Annotated in this window: 26 protein-coding genes; 18 read left to right on the plus strand and 8 right to left on the minus strand. The window is 64.9% G+C overall.

Annotated features, from left to right (window positions below; genetic code table 11):
- Positions 1-428 precede the first annotated feature (428 nt).
- The 4 genes from G3N94_RS07425 (at position 429) to G3N94_RS07440 (ending at position 4,893) form a co-directional block, all read left to right on the plus strand.
- Positions 429-1,415, plus strand: a complete 987-nt coding sequence (locus tag G3N94_RS07425; protein WP_205791589.1) for a MurR/RpiR family transcriptional regulator — start codon at positions 429-431, stop codon at positions 1,413-1,415.
- A 74-nt stretch (positions 1,416-1,489) separates the two neighbouring features.
- A complete protein-coding gene (locus G3N94_RS07430; protein WP_205791590.1) occupies positions 1,490-3,064 on the plus strand; it encodes a peptide MFS transporter in 1,575 nt (524 codons plus the stop codon).
- Between the two features lie 31 nt (positions 3,065-3,095).
- A complete protein-coding gene (locus G3N94_RS07435; protein WP_205791591.1) occupies positions 3,096-4,070 on the plus strand; it encodes an isoaspartyl peptidase/L-asparaginase in 975 nt (324 codons plus the stop codon).
- A 106-nt stretch (positions 4,071-4,176) separates the two neighbouring features.
- On the plus strand, positions 4,177-4,893 hold the full coding sequence (locus tag G3N94_RS07440; protein WP_205791592.1) for a GNAT family N-acetyltransferase: 717 nt from the start codon (positions 4,177-4,179) through the stop codon (positions 4,891-4,893).
- A gap of 210 nt (positions 4,894-5,103) precedes the next feature.
- On the opposite strand, the gene G3N94_RS07445 is transcribed toward G3N94_RS07440, so the two are convergent.
- Positions 5,104-5,457, minus strand: coding sequence for a hypothetical protein (locus tag G3N94_RS07445; protein ID WP_205791594.1), 354 nt, complete (start codon positions 5,455-5,457; stop codon positions 5,104-5,106).
- Positions 5,458-6,187: 730 nt separating this feature from the next.
- Here G3N94_RS07445 and G3N94_RS07450 point away from each other — a divergent pair.
- Both G3N94_RS07450 and G3N94_RS07455 read left to right on the plus strand, forming a co-directional pair.
- Positions 6,188-6,445: a type II toxin-antitoxin system ParD family antitoxin gene (locus G3N94_RS07450; protein ID WP_205791596.1), complete on the plus strand. Its 258-nt coding sequence runs from the start codon at positions 6,188-6,190 to the stop codon at positions 6,443-6,445.
- The gene (locus G3N94_RS07455) at positions 6,442-6,741 is read left to right on the plus strand and encodes a type II toxin-antitoxin system RelE/ParE family toxin (protein WP_205791598.1); all 300 of its coding nucleotides are present in this window, start codon (positions 6,442-6,444) and stop codon (positions 6,739-6,741) included. Before G3N94_RS07450 ends, G3N94_RS07455 begins: the two co-directional genes overlap by 4 nt.
- A gap of 125 nt (positions 6,742-6,866) precedes the next feature.
- Here G3N94_RS07455 and G3N94_RS07460 read toward each other — a convergent pair whose 3' ends face one another.
- Positions 6,867-7,238: an aldehyde dehydrogenase family protein gene (locus G3N94_RS07460; RefSeq protein WP_277398520.1), complete on the minus strand. Its 372-nt coding sequence runs from the start codon at positions 7,236-7,238 to the stop codon at positions 6,867-6,869.
- A 28-nt stretch (positions 7,239-7,266) separates the two neighbouring features.
- On the opposite strand from G3N94_RS07460, the gene G3N94_RS07465 reads away from it, so the two are divergent.
- Together G3N94_RS07465 and G3N94_RS07470 are read left to right on the plus strand one after the other, a co-directional pair.
- Entirely contained in the window at positions 7,267-7,611 is a 345-nt protein-coding gene (locus G3N94_RS07465; protein WP_205791600.1) for a hypothetical protein, read from the plus strand.
- A 135-nt stretch (positions 7,612-7,746) separates the two neighbouring features.
- Positions 7,747-8,451, plus strand: coding sequence for a hypothetical protein (locus G3N94_RS07470; RefSeq protein ID WP_241021666.1), 705 nt, complete (start codon positions 7,747-7,749; stop codon positions 8,449-8,451).
- Between the two features lie 92 nt (positions 8,452-8,543).
- On the opposite strand, the gene G3N94_RS07475 is transcribed toward G3N94_RS07470, so the two are convergent.
- Positions 8,544-9,419: a LysR family transcriptional regulator gene (locus tag G3N94_RS07475; RefSeq protein WP_124599653.1), complete on the minus strand. Its 876-nt coding sequence runs from the start codon at positions 9,417-9,419 to the stop codon at positions 8,544-8,546.
- A gap of 181 nt (positions 9,420-9,600) precedes the next feature.
- Here G3N94_RS07475 and G3N94_RS07480 point away from each other — a divergent pair, with 181 nt between their 5' ends.
- The 4 genes from G3N94_RS07480 to G3N94_RS07495 all read left to right on the plus strand — a co-directional run bounded on the left by G3N94_RS07480 (position 9,601) and on the right by G3N94_RS07495 (position 13,234).
- Positions 9,601-10,920 carry a DUF3422 domain-containing protein gene (locus G3N94_RS07480; RefSeq protein WP_205791602.1) on the plus strand — a complete coding sequence of 440 codons (1,320 nt, stop codon included), beginning with the start codon at positions 9,601-9,603 and terminating at the stop codon, positions 10,918-10,920.
- A 28-nt stretch (positions 10,921-10,948) separates the two neighbouring features.
- Positions 10,949-11,149, plus strand: coding sequence for a hypothetical protein (locus G3N94_RS07485; protein ID WP_205791603.1), 201 nt, complete (start codon positions 10,949-10,951; stop codon positions 11,147-11,149).
- 195 nt (positions 11,150-11,344) lie between these two features.
- Positions 11,345-11,779, plus strand: a complete 435-nt coding sequence (locus G3N94_RS07490; protein WP_205791604.1) for a GNAT family N-acetyltransferase — start codon at positions 11,345-11,347, stop codon at positions 11,777-11,779.
- A 243-nt stretch (positions 11,780-12,022) separates the two neighbouring features.
- Positions 12,023-13,234, plus strand: a complete 1,212-nt coding sequence (locus G3N94_RS07495) for a histidinol-phosphate transaminase (protein WP_346778666.1) — start codon at positions 12,023-12,025, stop codon at positions 13,232-13,234.
- A 99-nt stretch (positions 13,235-13,333) separates the two neighbouring features.
- Here the strand turns inward: G3N94_RS07495 and G3N94_RS07500 are convergent, their stop codons facing one another.
- On the minus strand, positions 13,334-14,074 hold the full coding sequence (locus G3N94_RS07500; RefSeq protein WP_205791605.1) for a hypothetical protein: 741 nt from the start codon (positions 14,072-14,074) through the stop codon (positions 13,334-13,336).
- Positions 14,075-14,342: 268 nt separating this feature from the next.
- Between G3N94_RS07500 and G3N94_RS07505 the strand changes: the two genes are divergently transcribed.
- Positions 14,343-14,591 (plus strand): adhesin, encoded by a 249-nt coding sequence (locus G3N94_RS07505; RefSeq protein ID WP_205791606.1) that lies wholly within the window; start codon positions 14,343-14,345, stop codon positions 14,589-14,591.
- Between the two features lie 100 nt (positions 14,592-14,691).
- On the opposite strand, the gene G3N94_RS07510 is transcribed toward G3N94_RS07505, so the two are convergent.
- Genes G3N94_RS07510 through G3N94_RS07520 form a run of 3 tightly spaced genes read right to left on the minus strand, consistent with a single transcriptional unit; the run spans position 14,692 to position 17,674 of the window.
- A complete protein-coding gene (locus G3N94_RS07510; RefSeq protein WP_205791607.1) occupies positions 14,692-16,092 on the minus strand; it encodes an amino acid permease in 1,401 nt (466 codons plus the stop codon).
- A gap of 19 nt (positions 16,093-16,111) precedes the next feature.
- A complete protein-coding gene (locus G3N94_RS07515) occupies positions 16,112-16,441 on the minus strand; it encodes a hypothetical protein (RefSeq protein WP_205791608.1) in 330 nt (109 codons plus the stop codon).
- Positions 16,442-16,495: 54 nt separating this feature from the next.
- Positions 16,496-17,674, minus strand: a complete 1,179-nt coding sequence (locus tag G3N94_RS07520; RefSeq protein WP_241021667.1) for an FAD-binding oxidoreductase — start codon at positions 17,672-17,674, stop codon at positions 16,496-16,498.
- A 312-nt stretch (positions 17,675-17,986) separates the two neighbouring features.
- Between G3N94_RS07520 and G3N94_RS07525 the strand changes: the two genes are divergently transcribed.
- From G3N94_RS07525 to G3N94_RS07545, 5 genes are all read left to right on the plus strand, one after another.
- Positions 17,987-18,679 carry a TetR/AcrR family transcriptional regulator gene (locus G3N94_RS07525; protein ID WP_205791611.1) on the plus strand — a complete coding sequence of 231 codons (693 nt, stop codon included), beginning with the start codon at positions 17,987-17,989 and terminating at the stop codon, positions 18,677-18,679.
- Positions 18,680-18,895: 216 nt separating this feature from the next.
- Positions 18,896-19,876: an ATP-binding cassette domain-containing protein gene (locus G3N94_RS07530; RefSeq protein ID WP_205791613.1), complete on the plus strand. Its 981-nt coding sequence runs from the start codon at positions 18,896-18,898 to the stop codon at positions 19,874-19,876.
- Positions 19,877-19,880: 4 nt separating this feature from the next.
- Positions 19,881-20,708, plus strand: a complete 828-nt coding sequence (locus G3N94_RS07535; RefSeq protein ID WP_205791615.1) for an ABC-2 family transporter protein — start codon at positions 19,881-19,883, stop codon at positions 20,706-20,708.
- A 4-nt stretch (positions 20,709-20,712) separates the two neighbouring features.
- The gene (locus tag G3N94_RS07540) at positions 20,713-21,516 is read left to right on the plus strand and encodes an ABC-2 family transporter protein (RefSeq protein WP_205791617.1); all 804 of its coding nucleotides are present in this window, start codon (positions 20,713-20,715) and stop codon (positions 21,514-21,516) included.
- Between the two features lie 263 nt (positions 21,517-21,779).
- A complete protein-coding gene (locus G3N94_RS07545) occupies positions 21,780-22,631 on the plus strand; it encodes a hypothetical protein (protein ID WP_205791619.1) in 852 nt (283 codons plus the stop codon).
- Positions 22,632-22,755: 124 nt separating this feature from the next.
- On the opposite strand, the gene G3N94_RS07550 is transcribed toward G3N94_RS07545, so the two are convergent.
- On the minus strand, positions 22,756-23,100 hold the full coding sequence (locus G3N94_RS07550; protein WP_205791621.1) for a helix-turn-helix domain-containing protein: 345 nt from the start codon (positions 23,098-23,100) through the stop codon (positions 22,756-22,758).
- Positions 23,101-23,222 lie beyond the last annotated feature (122 nt).

Here is a 23,222-nt window from a genome sequence, read left to right on the forward strand (position 1 = left end):
ACGGAGAGAGGCCACCAAAATTAACACGTCAGGCAGAGATATTTCATGCTTTTTATCCGCTTCGGCCGTGCGGATACGACACCGGTAGACTTGCTGTTCAAGTCATAGATAAGGTATCCGAAATGTATCCGCGTGCGCAATGGCGGGTTGTGGTGGGCGATGACCGCGTCGCTTCCTGCCACCGAAGTCCGTCACACGACTGGTATGAACCGCGCGCCGGGAACTGCAGTCACGACACGTTTTGCCGGTGCCGTGGGACTTGCTGCGATTGCGCGCCAGGCCGGCCGACGCACTGACCGCCAGCGACCCCTCACGCCGTTATCGTCATACTAATGAATGTGTATTTTCACGTTTTCACTAACTTGAAAATAAAAATTCAGAGACCCATACTTCGGGCATCCCGTCACCCGAACGTCCCATTCATCCCTGTGAGCGACACCGAACTGCCCGGCGCGATCGAGCGCATTCACTACGCATCCGCCACGGCCTCCGACGCGTTGAAACCCGTCGCGCGATGGCTGGCGTCCCATTCGCTCGACGCCGCGACGCTCACGATCGAGGAAGTCGCCGACGCGTGCGGCGGCTCCGTCGCCAGCGTCAACCGGTTCGCGAAGCACGCGGGGTATCGCGGGTTTTCGGAGCTGAAGGCGGACCTCGCGGCCGTCGTGCGCCAGGCGCTGCAACCGGTGGAGAAACTGGAACTGGAAGCGTCGTCGGCGCAGGAGGGGATCGGCGCATGGCTGGCGGATCACCAGCGCAACCTCGCGGCGATGGATTCGCCGCTGCAAAGGGAGCGCCTGGCCCACGCGGCGGCGCGCATCGTCGAGAGCAACGCCGTGTATTGCCTCGGGCTGGGCCTGAGCACCTATTTGACGGGATTGTTGGCGGACACGCTGATGCCGTATCACCGGCAGGTCGTATGGGCCGCCGCGGGAGGCGGCAGCGAGCAGGCGGCGCGACACATGACGCGCATCGACTCGGGCGACACGCTGATCGCGATCTCGCTGCCGCGCTATTCACGCGACACGGTCGAACTGGCACGTTATGCGCGCGAACGCGGCGCGTTCGTTGCCGCACTGACCGACGATCCCACCGCGCCGCTCGCCGCGGCTGCCGACTGTGTGTTGCTGGCGCCCGCCGAGCATCGCGTGCTGTCGTCGAGTTCGGTGGGCATGGTGGCGCTCATCGAAACGCTGGCGTCGGAAGTGCTGAAAGCGACACCGCAGTCGAAAGCCATCGCGGCCAGCTTGTCGCAAACGGTGCTGCCGTATCTCGTGTTCGACGCCGCGCCGTCGATGACGGCGAAAACCCGGGCCGACACCAAGGCCGACACCCAACCCGACGGCAAGGCCGCCGGTCGCAAGCGTGGCGATGGACCGCCGGGTGCGCCCGGCAAAGTTCGCAAACCGTCATGACCTCGTGAACGTCGCTTGTAGTTGTGTCAGCAGTTGCATCTGTTTCAGCAGTTCGAGAAGTCGAGGAGACTCAAATGAACACCACCTCCGATAGCGTTGCCGAGTCACCGGTCCAGCAATTGAGGGATACGTCTGGCCTGGCAGGGCATCCGCGCGGTCTCACCACGCTGTTCTTCACCGAGATGTGGGAGCGGTTCAGCTTCTACGGCATGCGGGCCATCCTTGTGCTGTACATGGTCGCGGCGCCAGGGCTCGGCGGCCTCGGTTACGACACGCCGCACGCGACGGCGATCTACGGCACGTATTCGATGGCCGCGTTCCTGCTGTCGCTGCCTGGCGGCATCATCGCCGACCAGTGGCTCGGCACGCGGCGCTCGGTTCTGATCGGCGGCATCATCATCGCGTGCGGCCACTTCACGATGGCGATCCCCGCCGTCCCGACGTTCTTCGCCGGGCTCGTGCTCGTCGCATGCGGAACGGGCCTGCTCAAGCCAAACGTGAGCGCGCTCGTGGGCGGCCTCTATTCGCAAGACGATGACCGCCGCGACAGCGGTTTCTCGATCTTCTACATGGGCATCAACATCGGCGCATTCCTCGCGCCGCTCGTCTGCGGTTTTCTCGCGGAAGCCGAGCCTTTCAAGAACATGCTGCGCTCGTTCGGCATCGATCCGGTCAACAGCTGGCACTTCGGGTTTGCGGCGGCAGGCGTCGGCATGTTGCTCGGTCTCGTCGTCTTCTGGTTGCAACGCGGCCGCCTCGAGCATGTCGGCGATCGGCTCGCGGCCAAGCCAGCGCCGTCGACGCAGAAGCAGAAGCGGCAGGGCGGCCTGCCGCAGACGGCGATCTATGTCGCACTGGGCGTGTTCACAGTTATTGGCACGGCGCTCGCCGGCAGCAACTGGCAAAACGTGCTTCCGTTCCTGCTGGCCTTCGATGCGCTCGTGCTCGTCATCATGATGGGGAGGCAGGAACAACTGACGGTTGCCGAGTGGAAGCGCCTGGCCGTCATGGGCATCTATTTCGTCGTGACGATCGCGTTCTGGTCCGCGTATGAACAGAAGGGCTCGAGCCTGAGCCTCTTTGCCAAGGAGATGGTGCAGCGAAACATCGGCAGCTTCGTCGTGCCCGCCGCCTGGTTCCAGTCGCTGACCGCGCTGTACGTGATCCTGCTCGCGCCCGTGTTCGCGGCGCTCTGGGTGCGGCTCGGCCGTCGTCAACCGTCGAGCCTCGCGAAGCTCGCGCTGGCGCCGCTCTTGATCGGCTCCGGTTACGCCGCGTTTGCGATCATGTGCTCGTCGCTTCACGTCGGCGCCAAGATCAATCCGCTCTGGCTGGCAGGTCTCTTCCTGTTCGAAGTGTTCGGCGAACTGTGCCTGAGCCCGATCGGCCTGAACCTCGTCACGAAGCTCGCACCCGTCAAGCTGGTCGGATTGATGATGGGCCTCTGGTTCTTCGGCAGCTCGTTCGGCTACAAGCTTGCGGGTTACTTTGCCGGGTTCTACGTGCCCGTCCCGGCACGGTTGACGATGCTTTATGGCGGCATCGCAGCGGGGCTCTTCGTCGTTGCGGCGCTGCTGTTCCTGATGATGCCGACGATGAGAAAGCTCGTTGGGGATGAATCCGCCAAGGCCGCGACGCACGCGCATTGACGATCGAATCGAATACCGCAGGAAGATTGAAATGGCACAGTACATCCTCGCAATCCACGGCGGCGCCGGCACGCTGCAGCGCGGCGTCATGACGCCGGAACAGGAAGCCGCGCATCGGGTCGCGCTCGAAGAAGCGCTCGACGCAGGCCATCGCGTTCTGAAAGAGGGCGGATCAAGCATCGATGCTGTCGTTGCCGCCGTCGTCGCATTGGAGAATTGTCCGCTGTTCAACGCCGGGCGCGGCTCCGTCTTCACGCATGCGGGCACGCACGAAATGGATGCGGCCGTGATGGAAGGACACACCGGGCGTGCAGGCGCGGTGGCAGGTGTTTCCCGTATCAGGAATCCGGTCGAAGCGGCGCAACGCGTGATGGACCGGTCCACGCACGTATTGCTTTCCGGCGCAGGGGCCGAGCAATTTGCGACCGACGAAGGCCTGGCTCTCGAGGGCCCCGAGTATTTCCACACCGATTTTCGCTGGCAGCAGTTGCTTGCCGTGCGCGATACCGGGCGAGAATTGCTCGATCACGACGGTACGGCTCTGCTTCGCGAACAGGATCCGTCCGCCGTCAGCCGGCTCATCAATGGCGAGCACAAGTTCGGCACGGTCGGTGCCGTTGCGCTCGATGCAGCGGGCCATCTGGCCGCCGCGACGTCCACCGGCGGCTTGACGAACAAACGCCACGGACGAATCGGCGATTCGCCGCTCATCGGATGCGGCACATTCGCCGATACGCGCGTGGCCGTGTCCACGACGGGAACGGGGGAGGCATTCATCCGCGCTGTCGCCGCGCATGATGTCGCGGCGCGGATGAACTACGGCCTTGCGACCGTCGACGAGGCTGCACGCGCGGTCATCCACGACGTGATACCGCGGCAACGCGGCACCGGCGGGCTTATCGCCGTCGATGCCGAGGGGCGCGTGTCGATGCCGTTCAACACCGAAGGGATGTATCGCGGCGTCATTCAAAGTGACGGCAACCGGTACGTGGATATCTACCGGTAGACGACGGCGGTGCGCGGTCGACCGGGGAAGCGGAAGCGGAACGCGACGGCCGGCGCGTTTCGCGGCTATGCTGTGCGACCGTACACCTTCAATGCAGGAGCAGCGCATGTCTGACGCAGCGGCAACGAACGCGAGCCATCACGCGCATCCGCTCGACACGGTCGTCTGGAACGCGCTTACCAGCCAGCAGAGCCGGTTTGCACTCGGCGACGCGCGGGCGCTGCGCTTTCCGGCGGCTATCGCGCCGTTTGCTGCGGTGGCCGATGACACGCCCGCTTCCTTCGCAGCGTTGCGCACGCTGATGGACGCGCAGGGCCCCGTTGCGCTGGTCACGCCGCGCGAGATGGCGCCGCCGGCCGGGTTCGCGGTGATGCGGCGTGCGACGCTGCTTCAGATGATCTGGCAGGGCGAGTCCGTCCCGACCGTTGCGACCGAGCACGTGAGGCTGACCGACGCCGACGTGCCGGAGATGCTCGCGCTGGTCGCCGCCGCGCAGCCCGGTCCGTTTGGCGCGCGCACGATCGAGCTGGGCGACTATTTCGGCGTGCGCCGGCAGGGCAAGCTGGCCGCGATGGCGGGCGAGCGCATGCGACTCGACGGACTGACCGAGATCAGTGCCGTCTGCGTGGATGCCGCGTTTCGCGGGCAGGGTCTCGCGGCCGATCTGATGAAGCGGCTCATTGTGACGATCCGCGCGCGCGGCGAGACACCGTTCCTGCATGTGCTCGCGTCGAATCACGCGGCGATTGCGCTTTACCGGACGCTCGGCTTCGTCGATCGGCGCGCGATGCATCTCGCGGTGTTCGAAAGCGCGAAGGGTTAGGCGACGCGCGTGCCCGCGTGACTGCAATGGCGGTAGCGGCGATGATCGGGTAGGGGGCGGTTCACGACCCGCGTGGGCGGCTGGTTGGGTGCAGTCCGCACGCATCGTGCAGGATCCCAGATGCCTGTATCTGTGAACGAACGTTACCAACTGCAGATTGGCACGATCGTTGTCAAACAGGGTCACGCGATTTCTTTCTATCGCTGCCGGCTATTGATCGGGATCCTGCCCGAAGTGCATGAGCGTTTCCCGGCGAGCCATGGCCTCGGCCTCGGCTTCCGATATGATCGGCAACTTGCACTTTGAGAGATCGATGCGTCCCACGTTGAAGACGGCTTTTCGCGGTGGGGGTACCGGTTCGCCCGACGGCCGTGCGCCGTGCTCTACGCCGGACTTGCGCATGACGCGCGTCAGGCTGCGATGGAGCGCGTCTGTGACGAACGCGTCAATGAGCTGTCTGGCTTCCGAGAGACGAACCGGACGATGCTCGCTCGTCGAGCGACCGCGCCTCGCCGTGGGGTGCGCGATCCGGAATCCGGTGATTGGCGTGTGTTTTGCGCTCATTCGTAAATCCCCTTTTCGACCAAGTATTTTTGCAACGCGTGCACGGACTTGCCATGCGGCGCGACGTCGAATGTCACCCAACGATGTGACCCGGCTACACGCCAGAAATCTCGCCCGAATCGAGTCGCGTAGAGCGCGCGCAGCGACCGAAGCGACCCGTCGGCCAAACCGACCGGATACCCTTGGAAATACTGGAACAGTGCCGCTTCATCGCCATGCTTGTCGGGAATGGGCGCATCGAAACCGAAGCGTGGCCAAGCGTAGTATCCAGATAGCCGTGGCCCGCCGGGTTTCGGCGCCGCCTTACGGCCGCCCGCTGCCAATGCGCCGATGCGGATGATCCCCAGCGTATCGCCGCGATTCCGGCCGGCCGAGTCCGCCGAATGGCCAGACCGGAGGCGGAGCGGCTGGGCAGCGCAGCCGTCGCCGCTTCAACCGCTCGACGCCTATAACACGTCCGAATCGGCAGGATAGACCTTCAGGCAGGGTTGTGGCGTGACGATGCCTTCGCTCATGATCGGCTTTCGCGCGGTGAGGATCCGGCAAGACGACATGAACGCGGGCGACATGCTGATGAATACCTGGCGAACATATCCGATACGGTCCTGTGCCATCTGTCCGGTCAATTGTCGACGCCCGCGCCCGATCTGCCTGGAGGTTCTATCCTTGATAATAGTTGATAAACCGGCTAATCTGTGCGCATTGGACTCAATGCCGACTGGAGGTCAACATGATCAGTGCCGAACTGGGCCAGCAACTGGAGAGTTACGTCGCGAAGCTGGTCGAGTCGGGCCGCTATGGGTCCAAAAGCGAAGTGCTTCGGGAGGGCGTGCGCTTGATTCAGGATCGCGAGGCGCAACTGAATGCGCTGGACGCCGTGATTGCGCGCAGCCTTGCCGACGCGGACGCGGGACGCGGAGCCGACGCGGCGGACGTGTTCGATCGCCTCGAGGCAAAGTACCAGGCGCAGGCGGATCGTCAGGTGTGATCGTGCGCCTGTCTGATTTTGCGATTGCCGAACTCGAATTGATCGCTGATTACATTGCGCGCGACAACCCGCGACGGGCCGTCACGTTCGTGCGGGAACTGCGCGAGAAATGCCTGGGCCTAGCCGGGATGCCGCTTGCGTTTCCGCTTGTCCCCCGCTTCGAAGCTCATGGCATCCGGCATCGCGGACACGGCAACTTCCAGATCTTCTATCGGGTCGTGGGCGACCCTCCCGCGCAGGTCGACGTTCTTTACGTGCTGCACGGCGCAAGAGACTACGCGGCCATTCTTTTCTGAGTTCTGCCGCGGTTTCTCGATTCTCGCGTACGCGAAAAACCCGCCTCCAGGCACATGAACCCGGCTTCGACCGGATTCTCTCGATGCGCGTTGGATTATCGCCACGCCGCATGGCGTTGCGCCGCTCAGCGCCCGAGCCCCGCCATCAGCGTGTACTTCAGCTCGACATATTCATCGAGCCCGTACTTCGACCCTTCGCGGCCGAGTCCCGATTGCTTGACGCCGCCGAACGGCGCGACTTCGGTCGAGATGATCCCGTCGTTGACGCCGACCCTCCCGCTTTCCAGCGTGCCGGACACGCGCCACGCGCGGCCGAGGTTGCGCGTGTAGAAGTACGCTGACAGCCCGAACGGCGTGTCGTTGGCAGCCGCGATCGCTTCCTTCTCGACCGCGAAGCGGAAGCACGCGGCAGCCGGACCGACACGCATTCTTTGCGCGTGCCGCCGCGTTTTTTTCACGGCGTTTATGCTGGCTCTTCTAAGCTGGGTACTGTCCAGACCAGCCGAACCGGCTTAACTTCGCCACATGGTTCCTACCCGACTCGCAACGGTGCCGCACCGCGCGGCGCCTGCCAATGCACCGACTTCCCACGACAACGTGATTCCGTTTCCGCCGCCGCGCCTGCTGGTGCCGGTGACGCTCGCGTCCGGATCGGACGGCCTCACGCGGCAGCGGCTGACGACGCTGCTGCATTCCCCGCTGGGCGTGTATGTCGCCGGCGTGCGGGCCGTGCGCAACGAAATCCGCGTGCAGCTCGACATCGCGTCCGAGGACATCGATTTCACGCTGCACACGCTGATCGCGCTGCTGCCCGATGCCGTGATCGGGCCGGTGACGCGGCGGCTGCGTGTCGGGATCGCTGGCCGGTAAGCGGCCTTCACCACGCTTGCACGAAAGGCCTGCCGCACCGCGGATTGTGCGGACTGAGCGGTTTTATGGGCTGCAGTGCGATATCGGCGCTCGCGCATTGCCGCGTGCGGCGCTCGTGATACGAACGGACAAGCTATGTACCTGACAGAGAATCTGCGTGTCGCCGTTGCGCGCGTCGCGTTGCCGCAGCGCGAGCGGGAGCGGGAGCGGGCACGGCTGGCGTCGCCGCAATTGCCGTCGCGGCCGTTGCCGTCGAATTCGCAACTCGAGCGGCAGGTCCGCGCGACCGTGCGCACCGCCGACGTGCTGCTGAGGCAGGCGATCGGCGTGCCCGCGCATCATGAATGGTCGGTCGACACCGAATGCGTGAATGCGGCCGGCGGGCCGCTCGCGGTGTGGGATTCGTGCATCGCGTTCCGGATTCTGAAGGCATTCGCGCCGACGCTCGACGCGGCCGCGCGCCTGGCCGATCCGCAGCAGCGGGTGGTCGAGATCTGCGTGATGCTCCCCGAACAGCACTATGCAGTCGGGCCGCGCGTGGGCACGTTCGGCAAGCATCACGGCAGCCGGTTCGCCGCGCGGCTTTCGGTGCGGTCAGGGCCGCTGGGGCCGGGGCAGGGCGTCGAGCACGTCGACGCGGCGAACCGCCGGCTCGACGGCGCGACGCTGGAGGGGCTCGTCGACGCGGTCGCCGCGGTCGTGAATGCGGCGTTGCGTTCGGCGGATCTTTCGGCGAATCGTTCGGCGAATCGTTCGGAGGATCGTGCAGCGGATAGTTTGGACGATCGTACGGCGAGTCATGCGGTAGACCATTCGGCGAATCGTCCCGCGCACGTGTGAGCGTTCGTCATCCCGCGGCGCCAGACAGTGCGCTGTCCTACATATGCACACCACCACGCAGCCGGCCACTTGCCGCCTGTGACACTTTCGCGTCACGCGTCCCCGGCCTGCCCCGTCTGCCGCTGCAGATCCTCCATGATCTGTTCCGCGAGGAAGTCGCACGGCGGCCGCTTCGACTTCGTGCTGCGCGCGAGGATCAGCTCGAGCGGCGGCAGGTCGGGCAGCCCGTGCGAGCGCCCGAGCACCGTCAGCTGCGACGGGATCGCGCAGCGCGCGAGCGGCGCGACCGCGAGCCCCGCTTCGACCATGCTGATCAGCCCGAGCAGGCTCGGGCTTTCATACGAGGTGCGGTACGGAAGCTTCGCGCGTTCGAGGCTTCTGATCGCATTCTCGCGCGCGACGCTGCCCGGCATGAACACCGCGATCGGCAGCGGGCGCTCCTCCCACACGCGCGGCCCGTTCGTCATCGCGGCCCACGCCATCGGCTCGTGCCGCACGAAATCGCCGGACAGCCCCTTCACACGCGTGCCACACACGAGATCGACGGTGCCGTCCTTGATCAGCGGTGCGAGCGCGCTGCTCGGCAGCCCGATCACCTGGATCTCGACCTTCGGATAGGACGCCGAGAATTTCTTAAGTACTGAAGGAAGAAGCGACGACGCATAGTCGTCCGGCACGCCGATCACGACCTTGCCGGTCACTTCCGGCCGCACGACGGCGGCCCACGCCTCGTCGCGCAGCGCCAGCATCCGCCGCGCGAAGCCCAGCAGCACCTCGCCCTCGCGCGTCAGCACGATGCTGCGCGGACGCCGCACGAACAGCGGCCGGCCGAGCGCATCCTCGAGGCTCTTGATCTGCATGCTGACGGCGGATTGCGAGCGGTTCACGGCTTCGGCGGCGCGGGTCATGTTGCCGGTCTCCGCGACGGCGACGACGGTGGCGAGCACGTCGTGATCGAGCATCTTCATCGGTATCAGAAAATCTGAACGTAACGATCAGCATTATGCGTTTTTATTGTCGTTATGTGTCTGCCATAGTGCGATCACGCAAGCGATTCCGCTGCGGCTGCCGTTGCGTCGGGGCGTTGTCCGGGCACGGTTGCCGGCATGCCGAAGCCGCGGGGTTGAACAAGGAAAGCATGGTGTATCGATGATGGACCATCCGTTGCGCGCCGCACTGGCCGCGGAATTGCATGCCCGGCCGTTCCTGCGGCTGGCCGAATCCGTTTCGCTGACGCATTACGCGATCTACTCGGACGGCCAGCCGGACATCCACGAGACGCTGCTGAACACGCTGTGCCGCGACGCGGGCCTGCCGGCGCCGCACGACGGCGCAACGCACCACGCGGTGCAGTCGCTGAGCGGCTGGTACCTGAAGTGGGAGCGGCACACCGAATTCTCGACCTTCACGTTCGTCGCGCCGCGCCGCGACACCGGCTATTTCGACGATCTCGCGATCGAGGGGATCCCGGCCGACTGGTTCGCACGACTGAACGGCATCCGCTTCGTCGCGGTGCGGATGGAGCTCGTGTCGGGCGCCGCCGCGAAGCTCGTCTGCGACGACCTGCGCCGCTGGATCGACGGACCGATTCTCGTCGGCGCCAACGTGCTCGGCGGCGGCAAGGTGTTCTGCGACTGGCACGTGCGGCCCGACGGCTTCATGCGCTTTCTCGTCGTCGACGAGGATTTCCGCGAAGAGCAGGGCGGCCGGCTGCTGCAGCGTCTCTATGAAATCGAAACGTACCGGATGATGGCGCTGCTTGCGCTGCCGGTCGCGCGCCGGATGAGCCGCGAGCTCGACGAGATCCATGCGTCGCTGCATGCGCTGATGCAAAGCATGGATGCGGGCGGCGCGCACGGCGACGACGCGGCGTTGCTGGTCAGGCTCACGCACCTTGCCGTGCGGGTCGAATCGATGTCGGGGTCCGGCGGGCGCTTCAGCGCGTCGCGCGCATACGAGAAGCTGGTGCTCGCGCGCATCCACGAACTGCGTGAAGAGCGCATCGAGGGGATGCCGACGATCGCCGAATTCATGGAGCGGCGCTTCGCGCCGGCGATGGAGACTTGCCGCAGCGTGTGGGCGCGCCACGAGCAGATCGCCGACCGGATCGCGCGCGCGGTCGACCTGCTGCGCACGCGCGTCAATCTCGCGCAGGAAAAGGACGTGACGCGGCTGCTCGCCGGGATGGAGCGCACCGCGCGCAACCAACTGCATCTGCAGCATGCGGTGGAAGGCCTGTCCGTCGCCGCGATCTCGTATTACGTGCTGTCGCTCGCCGCGGCGGCATTCAAGGCGCTGCACGTGATGAGCCTGCCGGTCGATCCCGAGCTGGCCGAAGGCCTGCTGATCGCGCCGGTCGTACTCGCGGTGATCCATATCACGCGACGGACCCGCGCGCAGCTCGCGCGTGCGGAAGCCGCACGCGATGGCGAGCCCGTGCACGCGGTGAAACTGAAGCAAGTGGCATAGAACATCAATGACATATCAAGGAGTGGAGATGACTTTTTCGCAGATGCAACCCGGATTCTTCGTCAGCATGGACGACTATGCGGAGCCGATGAGCGATGACGCAGGCGACGCGGAAGTCGCGCGCGTGTCGTCGTATCAGGCCGTGCTGCAGGAGCCGACGGTGTCGCTCGTCGGCAGCGCGATCGATCGGCCGGATGTCGCGACGGTCGCGATTCTTGGGTACAACTGACTGAACGCGCGCGCCTCCCGCCTCTCGCGTCTTGGCACGCATACCAGATGATGGATCTGACGTGGCTCGAAGCCGCGTCGACGCATGCGTTGCGGGCGTAGTCGTCGCAACGACGCCGTGGCAGAATGGCCGGTCAGCTTTCCGGACGGGCCGGATCGGCCGGCCCGACATTCTGTCACTGCCCTGCGCACTTACATGACTGCTCATTCAGACATCGAGATCCGGTTGACCGCCGTCGGCCAGCCGGCGGCACGAGACTTCATCGGCAACAAGCTCAAGGAATTCAACGACACGGTGGTCGGCGAGTACGACAGCACGGCGCTCGACGTGTACGTGACCGACCCGGCGACCGGCGACGTCCTCGGCGGACTGGTCGGCCGCACGTCGCTGGGGCTGTTCTTCATCGACCTGCTGTACGTGCCCGAATCGCTGCGCAAGGACGGCCTCGGCAGCAAGCTGCTGCACGCGGCCGAAGCGGAAGCGAAGCAGCGCGGCTGCGCGCGCGCCGTGCTTTACACGATCACGTTCCAGGCGCCCGCGTTCTACGAGAAGCACGGCTATCGCGTGTTTGGCGAAGTACCGTGCGAGCCGGCCGGGGCCGCGCGGGTGTTCATGGTGAAGGAGCTGTGACGGGCGTCTGAGCAAACCGCGATCCACGGCGACGCGCGGTCGCTGTTTCGCGGGCTTCCCATTCGCTCGAGGGCATGCGATCATGGCCACATGAATTTCCGCACCATCACTTCCACGCAGCACCATCATCACGGCCGCTCTCCATCGCGCCGTGGTTCGTTACATCCGTTTCACTGATCGGTCCGCTTTACTCACCGACAAAACGACCAAGGCGCTTCGGCGCCTTTTTTGTTTTGCTCCCGTGTGCAATCGGAAAAAGGTCGAAGCCGAAGGTCCCCTTGGAATGCGCAGCACCAACTTGCCTTCAACACAAGGAGTGGCCGGATGCAACAAGCCTGGGACGACATTTCCATTGCCGACTTGCCTATTCGCGAGGACCTCAAGTCGCTGCGCGCCTACGGCGCGCCTCAGTTCGATGTTCCGGTGCGCCTGAACGTCAACGAAAATCCGTATCGGCCGTCGCAATCGTTGGCGGACCGCATCGCCCAGACGCTGTCCGAAGTCGCGATGCATGCGAATCGATACCCCGATCGTGACGCGACCGGGCTGAGAGCCCGTCTGGCCGACTATCTCGCGCACGATACCGGCGTGATCGTCGATGCCGGCAACGTATGGGCCGGCAATGGCTCGAACGAAGTGCTCCAGCAGATACTCCAGGTATTCGGCGGTCCGGGGCGTACGGCGTTGGCCTCGACGCCGGCGTATCCGATGTACGACGAGTACTGCCGGACCACGTTCACCCGATTGCACACGTTCCCGCGTACAGAGACGTTCGAACTGGACCGCGATCTCGCCGTTTCGACGATCCAGGCATTGCAGCCGGACGTGGTTTTCCTGACTTCGCCGAACAACCCGACCGGCACTGCGCTTGCGCTTTCGGATATCCAGGCGATTCTCGGCGTTGCACCGGGCATGGTGATCGTGGATGAGGCATACGCGGAATTCCGGCGTCATGGCGTAGCGAGCGCGGTGACCCTGCTGCCTGGCAGTCAACGCCTGATCGTCACACGCACGTTGAGCAAGGCGTTCAAGTTTGCTGGCGGACGGGTCGGTTACTGTGCGTGTGCGGCGGCCGTCGTCGACGCGATCAAGCTCGTTCGACTGCCTTACCACCTGTCCGTCTTCACGCAAGCGGCAGCCTCCGTGGCGCTCGATTGCCGCGATGAGATGCTGTCCCAGGTCGAGCTCCTGAAAGCGGAGCGCGATCGCACCGTGTCCTGGCTTCGCGACCTCGGCTTCGATGTACCGGACTCGGATGCCAATTTCGTGATGTTCGGCCGGTTTGAAGACCGGCACCGGATATGGACCGAACTGTTGCGCAGCGGCGTCCTGATTCGGGAGGCGGGGCCGCAAGGCTATCTTCGCGTGTCGATCGGCACCGCGGACGAAATGACCGCGTTCCGCGGTGCGTTGTTGAGCGCGATGGACACCTGTCCGCCGCGATCGTCTTCGTAGGCCGAAACAGAAACGGAAGGCAACCACGCAGCCCCGCCTGTGCAAGCGCAGGGGGCTGCGCGTTCAGGCCGCCGGTCTTCACCGCAAACACTGGCCGCGTCACTTCCCGCTGCGTATCGGTTTCGCGAGCTTCGCATCGCAACGCCAGCTTCGATCGCGGATCGCCGCGACCTGCGCAATCGCCGGGCTGCGCCATCCGGGCGGCAACTTGCACGCGCGGTGCGTCGTGTGCTTCGGGGGTGTGTCGTCGTTGTCGTTGTTATCGTCGACGAGCGAAGCGTAGCTGTCGGTCACGTCTCCAGTCAGCGCATTGACGCTCGTGTGGAATTCGCCGCCGCCATCTGCGGCGCGATGCCAGTCCCAACCATCGAAGTCCCATCCTGCAATGATCCACTGGCCATTGCGTATCGTCAGATGCCAGGTTTCGTTCCAGCGCATCGGGCCGCCACCGCCTGCGTTCCCGACGACCAGCGAACCACGGCTGACCTCGAGCGATTGATACGGATCGCCCATCGCGCCGCCTTCGTCCGGTCCCATTGCGATGGCATCGTTCGACACCACCCGTTTGCCGTCGACGAAGATGCGCAAGCGGCGCGGCCCGTCGTGCTGCGCACGCAGCACGTCGATGCAGGCGTTCACGGAAGGGGGAGAACCAAACGCGCCGCGCACGCTGTCGTCCAGCGCGTATCCGGCGTCGACCTTCGCGCATGGATCATCCGCCGCTTCGGCACCGCTGCCGTGCGCAGTCGCGCAGACGCTCAAAGCCGCGAATGCGAGCAACGCGTGCGTGCAACGAGCGACGTGGTCGAGGATCCTGGAGGGCGGGCGGAAATGGCGCACGGTGAGCTTGTCCTGGCGGTGTGGGCTTGCAGTTTAAGGGATCGAGCAAACGTCACGGGCGGCGCAATGAATGTTGCGACGCCGCAAACGAGTCTTCAATCACGCGCGACGATCGTGACCGGCTGGATGCAAGCGTTTATGTGCGACGCACAAAAACCGCGTCAGGAGCGGCCCGCCGGGCCGCTGTTTCCGCAGATGATTACCGGGGAAGCCCCGAGTGCCGCACGAAACGTGTCCGCGTTACGCTTGGACGGCGAGGAGACAAACCATGAGAAGAGCTGTCCATATTGCTGTTATCGCGTTGCTGGCGTATCTCGTTGCCGATCGCGCGCTGTTGCATGCGCAGGGTCGCGACGCCAGCCCGCAGGCCTGCGCACAGGGCGCGGAGCGCGTGAAGTACGACGCGCTCGGCCGGGGCTTCGACGATGCTGCAGCCAGCAGTCAGAGCGAGGCGTTCATGTCGGGCTGCCTGGTGACGGGGAGGGGCGGCAACGACGCGACGATCGCGAATAATTGAAGCCGGCGAGAAGCGCCTGCTGCACTCGCAACGACAACGCGTTCGCACACCGGAAGCCTGAACGCGGTCCTGCGCGAGCGGCCTGGCGCCTCGATCCTGCTCAAGGCTGAACCATCGCAGACCCCGCGCGACGCGCATTGACACCCCGATAGGTCGCATACACCACAGCGATCCACACCGGAATGGCGAGCGCGGAAGTGCGTATCGTCGGCGTGAGCAACATGACGGCCACGATCAGAACCATGAACGCGAGGCACGCGTAGTTGCTGTATGGCGCGAAGGGTGCGGGAAAGCCGGGCTTCGTGCCGCTCGCCGCGCATGATCGGCGAAAGCGCAGATGCGTGACGATGATCGTCACCCACGTGATGACGAGCGCGGCCACGATCAACGACATCAGCATTTCGATGACGCTCGCCGGCGCGACGTAATTGAGCACGATGCAGAGCGCGGTCAGCATCCCCGGATAGACGATCGCGCGCACCGGCACGCCGCGCCGGTTCACCTGCATCAGCGACCTGGGCGCGTTGCCTTCAATCGCCATGCCGTAGAGCAGCCGGCTGTTGCAATAGACCATGCTGTTGTAGACGGAAAGCGTCGCCGACACGATCACCACGTTGAGCACGTTCGCGGCCATGCTTTCGCCGATGCCCGAGAACACGAGCACGAACGGGCTGTGGCTGTAGGTGCCGCCGCCGCTCTTGAGCTGCGCGAGCAGTTGATCCCACGGCGCGAGCGCGAGCAGTACCGCCATCGAACCGATATAGAACACCAGCACGCGGAAAATCAGCTGGTTGATCGCCTTCGGAATCACCCGGCGCGGCTGGTCGGCTTCCGCCGCCGTAAAGCCGAGCATTTCCACGCCGCCGAACGAAAACATGATGAAGGCCATCGCCATCACCAACCCGGAAATGCCGTGCGGAAAGAATCCGCCGTGCGACCACAGGTTGCTGATCGATTCCCCGGGCCGGTCCGCGCTCGTCAACAGGAATACGCCAGCGACGATCATCGCCAGCACCGCGACGATCTTGACCAGCGCGAACCAGAACTCGACTTCGCCGTAGATCTTCACGTTGATGAAATTTACGCCGTTGATGATCACGAAGCAGACGAGCGCCGTGAGCCACGTCGGAACCTGCGGCCACCAGAACTGGATGAACTTGCCGACCGCGGTCAGTTCGAGCATTCCGACCAGCACGTACAGCGCGACGCAGTTCCAGCCCGCGAGAAAACCCGCGAAACGCGAGCCATAGCGATGCGCGAAGTGGCTGAACGACCCGGCGATCGGCTCCTCGACGAGCATCTCGCCGAGGAAGCGCATGATGAGGAACGCGACGAGCCCGACCAGCGCATAGCCGAGCAGCATCGACGGGCCGGCCAGTTCGAGCACGCCGGCGGAGCCGAGAAAGAGCCCGGTGCCGATCGTGCCGCCGAGCGCGATCAGCTGGATGTGACGGTTCTTGAGCCTGCGCTCGAGGTGTCCGTGGGGGGAATCGGTATGCATGACGGGCGCGCTCCGGTCGTCAGTGAGTCACGAAGAACAGCTTCGCGTGCGTTCCGAAGTACTTCACGGTCGCACCCTTCACGATTTCGATCACATCGCCGGGCCTGCCCTCGATGCGCGTGCCGTCGCTCGCCTCGACACCGAACACGCCCTCGAGAACGAGGATCACCTCGTCATAGGTCAGTGTCTTGGGTTCGCACACGGCCTCGTGCAATCGCCCGAAACCGCAAGGCAATGCTGCGCCTTCGTCGTCCGGAATCGCCCACGCGATTTCGGCGATGCCGCCGGCCGCGCCGCCCCGATCCGCCGTCCGGATCGCCTCACCGTTGATCAGTCGAATGGACCGCATTGTCTCGTCTCCTGTCTATGCCGATATGGATGGATGCGGGATGCCAGACCCGCGCTATACCTCGTGTCTGCCCGAGGCCCGCGTGCGCATCAGCGCGAGATGCACGCCGATATCGCGAAGCGGGCGCGGCGGGATGTAACTGGCCGTGCCCTGAATCAGAAAGTCGTCGGTGAGTTCGCCGCGCTCGCCGAGCGCGAGCTCCGCGATCAGCATGCCGGCCGCGGTGTGCCGCACGATGCCCGAGCCGTTGCAGCACGAGACCGCATGGACTTTGTCACCGACCTGGCCGAACGCGGGCGCGTGATTGCGGGAAACCGCGAGCCATCCCATCCAGAAGTGCTCGATCTCCAGCACGCCGAGATGCCCGAAGCGCCGCGCGAGCAGATCGGCATGCATCGCGCGCGCGGCATCGCGTTGCGCATCGTCGCTGCGCAGCGACGGCGAGTAGTCGAACCCCTGGCGAATGAGCAACCGCTTGTCGGCGGTCAGCCGGAGCGTCGATCCGGCCACGCCATGCGCCGGCGTGATGCCCCAGTTGCGATCGGTGCCGAGCTTCGCCAGCTGATCGGGCGTCAGCGGTTTCGTCAGGCTCGCGAACAGCAGCATCGGAATCTGCCGCGCCTGGAACACGCCGAACGATTGCGAAAACGGATTGACCGCGAGAATGAGCTTGCCGAAGCGAATGCGGCCCGCGGACGTGCGCACGTACGGCGCGGGCCCGTCGAATTCGACCTCGATCACGGCGGAATTTTCGAAGAGCCGCACCGAGGGCGGCAGGCAATCGGCAAGGCCGCGCACGAGCGCAGCGGGATTCATCAGGCAAGTGCCCGGCGTGTAAATGGCCGAGTGGTAATAGCGCGTGCCCAGGCGGGCTTCGAGGTCGTCGCGCGTGAGACGCTCGAAATCTTCGCCCCACGCTTGCAGATTGGCCGTGTACGTGTCGAGCTCGGCGGCGGCGACGTTCGCGGTCACCGCCGCGTGATAGCGTCCGCGTCGCTGCCAGTCGCAGGCGATCTGATGCCGCGCGATGAGGCGCTCGAGTTCGGCCAACGCGAATGGCGCGGCGCCCTTGCTCGACCGACGTGGGTGTCGTCGACGGGACGTGCGGCAGATCGATCGCGAAGCCGGAATTGCGCCCCGACGCGTTCTCGCCGACCACACCGCTCTCCACGAGCGCGATCGAGTCCCGCGGCCGCAGTTCGGCGAGCCGGCGCGACGCGGCGATACCGGCATAACCCGCGCCGACGACTACCCAGTCGAACACGTGGTCTCCGTCGAGCGGCGGCTGCGGCTGGCGTGCGGGGAGCAACGCGCTCCAGCCGTTGGTGCGGTCGTCGCCGGGAAGGCGGGTAATCGGACGAGACATATCGGGGCCAGTTTCAGTGTGGATCCGCGACGAAGCGCGGCGGGCATTCGAACTATACAACAACAATAATTTATTATTGTTAGTGATTGTACTGATCCCGATCGACCGGACGCCCGGGGCTTGCCAGCTATCCGGAAGTATTTATTATTGTTTCGGTGCGACGAACCAGACGAACTTCCATGACGACGACTCCCTCGCCGGCCCGCGCCCGGACAACACAAAGCGAACGCATCGAAGCGACGCAACGAAAGATCATCGAATCGGCCCAGCGCCTGCTGCGCGAGGAGGGGTTCAAAAGCGCGACGCTACAGGCGATCGCGCGCGGCGCGAATGTTTCCCTCGGCGCGCTCCAGCATCACTTCGAGAGCCGCGATGCGTTGATGGAGCGGCTGGTCGACGAGGCCATCTCGCCGCTCGGTGAGCTCGACGGCGTATGGCCAGACGCCGCGCTGCCGCTGCGCGAGCGCGCCGAAATCTTCGTCACGCGGGCGTGGACGAACATCTTCGGTGCGACGAGCTACCTGACCGCCTGGAGCCTGTTCTTCGGCTGCAAGGCCACGCCGTCAATCTTCGGCCGCATCGATGCGAAGCGCGTCAACGAGGACAGGAAATTCTTCGCGATGTTTCTCGATGCGTTTCCGGAGCTCGATAAACACCATCCGTACCCGAAGGGATTCACCGCGTCGGTGTTCTCGACGCTTCGCGGCCTCGGCGTGTTCGAATTGTTCGACGTGACCGAGGACGACAGGCAGCAGGAGCTGGATGCGCTGGTGGAAACGATCGTCCGCGCGTGTTCGCCCGTCGCGGGAGAGGTTGGCGCGGCCGCGCCGCGCCGTGGCGCGCGACGCGGCAAGGCGACAGGGCGGGATTGACGGGCGGCTTGCGTCGTTGCCGGTGCTTTGTCGTTGATCAGGCATTGTCGAATGCGTCGAGCGTGCGCGCGGAATAGACGCGCGCAGCACCGGCAGTCAGATTGATGGCGACTCCCGGCACTCCGAAAATCCGCTCGTGGTAACATCCCGCGCCTTCCAATCGACGCGGCTTGCCTGGCGGCAACGGGCGAGCGTCAACGACTCAGCGAGGATGGCATGTCCCAGATCGTGGTCGAAGGTTTGGCCAAAACCTACCGCATCGCAGAACGGCAACCGGGCATGCTCAGCGTGTTCCGCCGTCGCTGGCGCGAAGTCGAAGCGCTCAAGGACGTCACGTTCAGCCTGCGGCGCGGCGAACTGCTCGGTTTCATCGGCCCCAACGGGGCGGGCAAGTCCACGACCATCAAGATCCTCTCCGGCATTCTGCGCCCGACGGCCGGCAAGGTCGTGATCGAAGGCCGCGTGCCGTTCGACAACCGTATCGCCCACGTCGCGCGCATCGGCGCGGTGTTCGGCCAACGTAGCCAGTTGTGGTGGGATTTGCCTGTCATCGACGGCTTCGACCTGCTCCGCGACATCTATCGTGTGGACCACGGGGCCTACCGCCGTACGCTCGACGAGCTGGTCGCGATGCTGCGGCTGGAGCGCCTGCTCGATCAGCCGGTGCGCCAGCTTTCGCTCGGGCAGCGGATGCGGGCCGAGATCGCGGCGGCGCTGCTGCACGCGCCGTCGATCCTCTTCCTCGACGAACCGACGATCGGCCTCGACGCGCCGTCGAAGCTGGCCGTGCGCGAATTCGTCAAGGAACTGAACCGCGCGCGCGGCGTCACCGTGGTGCTGACCACGCACGACATGCATGACATCGAGGCGCTCGCGCAGCGCGTGATCGTGATCGGTCACGGCCGCGTGCTGGCCGACCAGCCGTTCGACGCGCTGCGCGCCGGCGTGCTGTCCGACCGCCGCCTGTTGGTGGATTTCGCAGGCGACGCGCCCGCGCTCGACATCGACGGCACGCAGTTGCTGAGGCGCGACGGCCGCACGGCCGAGCTCGCATTCGATCCGCGCGTCGTCGGCGCGCCGGCGATCATCGCGCGCATCGCGGCCGAACATGCGGTGGAGGACATCCGCGTCGAGCAGCCGGCGATCGAGGAAGTCATCGCCCGCTTCTACCATCTGCATGGCGCAACCGAGGCGTGACCCGATGAACGCCTTTCGTCCCTATGCCGCGGCGTTCGCCGCCCGTTTCAAGACCATGCTGCAGTACCGCGCGGCCGCGTGGGCCGGTTTCACGACCCAGTGCTGGTGGGGCGCGCTCAAGGTCATGGTGTTCGCGGCCTTCTATCGTCACTCGGCGCATGCGCAGATACCGATGACGCTCGAGCAGGCGATCACCTACACGTGGCTCGCGCAGGCGCTGTTCTCGCTGCAACCCTGGAGCGGTGACCCGGACATCGCGGCGGCCGTGCGGACCGGCGCGGTGAGCTTCGACCGGCTGCGCCCCGTCGATACGTACGCGTGGTGGCTCGTCCGGGCGGTGGCGTGGCTGAGCGCGCGAGCGTTGCCGCGCGTCGCGCTGATGTTCGTCGCGGCCGCGATCGTTCTGCCGTTGGTCGGCCTCGGCGAATGGGCGTGGCGTCCGCCGGCCGATGCGACGCAAGCCGCGCTGTTCGCCGTGTCGCTGCTGCTGTTGATCGTGCTTGCAGCGGCGTTCGTGATGTTGCTCAATCTGTGCATCGCCGCGACGCTGACCGACCGCGGAATCAACACGTTCGCACCGGCGTTCGTGATCCTGTTCTCGGGCAACCTGATTCCACTGGGCTTCTTTCCCGACCGGATCCAGCCGCTGCTGATCGCCCAGCCGTTCGCCGGCATGCTCGACATCCCGTCGCGCATCTACATCGGCACGCTCAGCGGCACCGCCGCATGCATCGGACTGGCGTTGCAGGCGTTCTGGATCGTCGTGTTCGTCGTGCTGGGCCGCAAAGGCATCGACAGCGTGATGACCCGGCTCGAAGTGCAGGGAGGCTGAGGCCATGAACACCGCACGTCTGCTGTCGCGCTACTTCGCCATGTCGGTCCGCGCGCAGCTTCAATATCCGGCATCGAGCCTGCTGCTCGGCGCCGGCACGTTCCTGACGACCATCATCGAGCTCGCGGGAATCTGGGCGCTGTTCGATCGCTTCGGTGACGTGCAGGGCTGGCGCTTCGGCGATATCTGCATGTTCTTCGGCATCGTCAGCATCAGCTTTGCGATCGCCGATTTCTTCAGCCGCGGCTTCGACGTGTTCGGCAGCCAGTTCATCCGCACCGGCGACTTCGACCGCGTGCTGCTGCGCCCGCGCACGGCCACGCTGCAACTCGTCGGCCACGACTTCAGGCTGCGCGTGATCGGACGGCTGATGCAGGGGATCGTCGTGGTGGTGGTCGGCAGCCGGGCACTCGATTTCCAGTGGAACGCCATCTCTGCCGGGCTCGCGTTGTGGACGATCGCCGGTGGCGTCGCGCTGTTCTTTGGCCTGATGGTCCTGCAGGCGACGCTTGCGTTCTGGACGGTCGAGAGTCTCGAAGTGGTGAACGTTGTCACGTATGGTGGCGTGCAGGCGGCGCAGTTTCCGCTCAGCCTTTACGCGGGCTGGCTCCGCAGCTTCCTGATATTCATCGTGCCGATCGCCTGCGTCGCGTACTTTCCGGTGCTCGCGATCCTCGGCAAGCCGGACCCGCTCGGTGCGCCGGACTGGTTCCTGCCGCTGGCGCCGGCGGTCGCATTCGTGTTCCTGGCGATCTCCTTTGCGGCGTGGCGGCTGGGGGTGCGCAAGTACACGTCGACCGGCACCTGAACAGGGACGCGCGCGGCAGACCGTGCTCGCGGTGGAGCTTCGACATAGACACCGAAAAGGGTCGGAATTGGATAGCCGATTTGTACGCTATCCGTAATGATCTGACGAACGCCCGAATCAGTACAAAGCCGCGTATTCATCAACCGCAGGGAAGTGCGAAACTTCAGATACTTCGGTCATGCGGTCGGACTGACGACACTGACGTTCTTCACGTTGCACTGGTGAGGGGCCTGACGTCGTCGGCAACGGCGGGGGGGCGTGTCATGGAATTCGTGGAAAGAAAAGTCGCGACGAATCTCGTTGAGCGGACGGATCGCGCCGTTGAACATGTCGGGGCCGATAACGAGAAGCGGACGTATTACCCCGCGATGTCGATGTGGTTGAAGCTGGAGCAGCTTCAGGTGGTGCAACAGCTCGTCGAGCCTTTGGGCGCAGACAGGCAGCCGACACTTTCCACGTCGCTGCACGGCGTCGCAAATTTTGACGGCCACGACCTGTCGATCATTGGCGACGATCAACACACGACGCGCACGCTTCAGGTGTCGTTCGAGGCGCGCGACGTCAGCAACGCAGATCGGCTGGGGCTGCGTGCGCTGGAAGACGAACTGGGTACCTCGCTGTCCGATGTGGCGCTCGGTAGCGCCCGACTCGGCTTCAATCGCGCCGACAGCGAGAGCGACGAGCCCGACAAGTGGTGGCTCGCGTGCCACGTTCCCGACGCGTGCCTGCAGGTGCTTGCAAAGGCAATCGCGGATGGCCAGCTTGGCGGGGTAGAGCTGGGTCTGGCCATGCGGCACCTGTATCTGGCGGAAAGCGCGGCGGCGAACCCCGCACGTCAGCCCAGCCTGTTCCTCCGGCCCGACGACAGCGGCGACACGGTCGAATGGCCGAACATTGCGACGGGCTATGTCACCCATCTGCGAATCGATTTTGCGACGACTTCGTTGCGTGGCGCCGCGGCGAGCGATGGCGACGAGAATCCCACGACGGCGAAGCTCGTTGCGGATGCCGTGAACTCGCTGGGGCTCAGGCTCTATAACCTCAGACTGACCGTAAGATGGATCGGCGTCCTGATCGCCGTGTTGCTCTTTCTCGAGGTTCTCGAGCGGCTCTGATCCGGCGCCCTCGGAAAGTCGCCGCAAGCGACCGGTATCGCTGCGCCATCTGCGCATCGCGCGTGACGACGGTCGCGACGAGCCCGTAACGCGTGTCGTTCGCGAGCGCGATCCGCGGTTGCCGTCAACGCATATCCGCGCAGGCCGCTTCGGCATCGCGCGCCTTCAGCCAGAGCCCGAAATCGCGCATCACGTCGACGACAGGTCGCAGCCGGTTGCCGTCGTCGGTCAGGTCGTATTCGACCTTGACCGGCACTTCCGGGTAAACCGTTCGCCGGATGAGTCCGGCTTCTTCGAGCGCACGCAGGTCGAGCGTCAGCATCCGCTGCGAGATGCCCGGCACGTCGCGGCGCAGGTCGCTGAAGCGCTTCGGCCCGTCCAGCAGGTACGACACCAGCAACAGCCGCCAGCGTCCGCCGAGCAGGCGCATCGCTTCTTCCACGGAACATCCGGTCGCACTCGTTTTCATTCGTTCAGGCTGGGTTGGTAACGTTTTTGTGACTACGGCACAAACTACTGCCGTCTTCTCTTTCGGGCTTCGATGCGTGATATTAGCGCCCGCGTCGCGACGAATCGATACACGGACCTCGA

This window comes from Burkholderia sp. Ac-20353 (assembly GCF_017104785.1).
Classification (GTDB): Bacteria; Pseudomonadota; Gammaproteobacteria; order Burkholderiales; family Burkholderiaceae; genus Burkholderia.

Bases quoted from the DNA above. Each gene is read 5' to 3' on its own strand.
- G3N94_RS07465 (WP_205791600.1), top strand. From the start codon at position 7,267: ATGGTTCCTACCCGACTCGCAACGGTGCCGCACCGCGCGGCGCCTGCC.
- G3N94_RS07520 (WP_241021667.1), bottom strand. From the start codon at position 17,674: ATGCCGGTATCGCCGCGTCGCGCCGGCTCGCCGAACTGCGGCCGCGGG.
- G3N94_RS07430 (WP_205791590.1), top strand. From the start codon at position 1,490: ATGAACACCACCTCCGATAGCGTTGCCGAGTCACCGGTCCAGCAATTG.
- G3N94_RS07470 (WP_241021666.1), top strand. From the start codon at position 7,747: ATGTACCTGACAGAGAATCTGCGTGTCGCCGTTGCGCGCGTCGCGTTG.
- G3N94_RS07445 (WP_205791594.1), bottom strand. From the start codon at position 5,457: ATGAGCGCAAAACACACGCCAATCACCGGATTCCGGATCGCGCACCCC.
- G3N94_RS07490 (WP_205791604.1), top strand. From the start codon at position 11,345: ATGACTGCTCATTCAGACATCGAGATCCGGTTGACCGCCGTCGGCCAG.
- G3N94_RS07530 (WP_205791613.1), top strand. From the start codon at position 18,896: ATGTCCCAGATCGTGGTCGAAGGTTTGGCCAAAACCTACCGCATCGCA.
- G3N94_RS07440 (WP_205791592.1), top strand. From the start codon at position 4,177: ATGTCTGACGCAGCGGCAACGAACGCGAGCCATCACGCGCATCCGCTC.
- G3N94_RS07525 (WP_205791611.1), top strand. From the start codon at position 17,987: ATGACGACGACTCCCTCGCCGGCCCGCGCCCGGACAACACAAAGCGAA.
- G3N94_RS07435 (WP_205791591.1), top strand. From the start codon at position 3,096: ATGGCACAGTACATCCTCGCAATCCACGGCGGCGCCGGCACGCTGCAG.
- G3N94_RS07540 (WP_205791617.1), top strand. From the start codon at position 20,713: ATGAACACCGCACGTCTGCTGTCGCGCTACTTCGCCATGTCGGTCCGC.
- G3N94_RS07535 (WP_205791615.1), top strand. From the start codon at position 19,881: ATGAACGCCTTTCGTCCCTATGCCGCGGCGTTCGCCGCCCGTTTCAAG.
- G3N94_RS07550 (WP_205791621.1), bottom strand. From the start codon at position 23,100: ATGAAAACGAGTGCGACCGGATGTTCCGTGGAAGAAGCGATGCGCCTG.
- G3N94_RS07485 (WP_205791603.1), top strand. From the start codon at position 10,949: ATGACTTTTTCGCAGATGCAACCCGGATTCTTCGTCAGCATGGACGAC.
- G3N94_RS07505 (WP_205791606.1), top strand. From the start codon at position 14,343: ATGAGAAGAGCTGTCCATATTGCTGTTATCGCGTTGCTGGCGTATCTC.
- G3N94_RS07475 (WP_124599653.1), bottom strand. From the start codon at position 9,419: ATGAAGATGCTCGATCACGACGTGCTCGCCACCGTCGTCGCCGTCGCG.
- G3N94_RS07545 (WP_205791619.1), top strand. From the start codon at position 21,780: ATGGAATTCGTGGAAAGAAAAGTCGCGACGAATCTCGTTGAGCGGACG.
- G3N94_RS07480 (WP_205791602.1), top strand. From the start codon at position 9,601: ATGATGGACCATCCGTTGCGCGCCGCACTGGCCGCGGAATTGCATGCC.
- G3N94_RS07515 (WP_205791608.1), bottom strand. From the start codon at position 16,441: ATGCGGTCCATTCGACTGATCAACGGTGAGGCGATCCGGACGGCGGAT.
- G3N94_RS07450 (WP_205791596.1), top strand. From the start codon at position 6,188: ATGATCAGTGCCGAACTGGGCCAGCAACTGGAGAGTTACGTCGCGAAG.
- G3N94_RS07510 (WP_205791607.1), bottom strand. From the start codon at position 16,092: ATGCATACCGATTCCCCCCACGGACACCTCGAGCGCAGGCTCAAGAAC.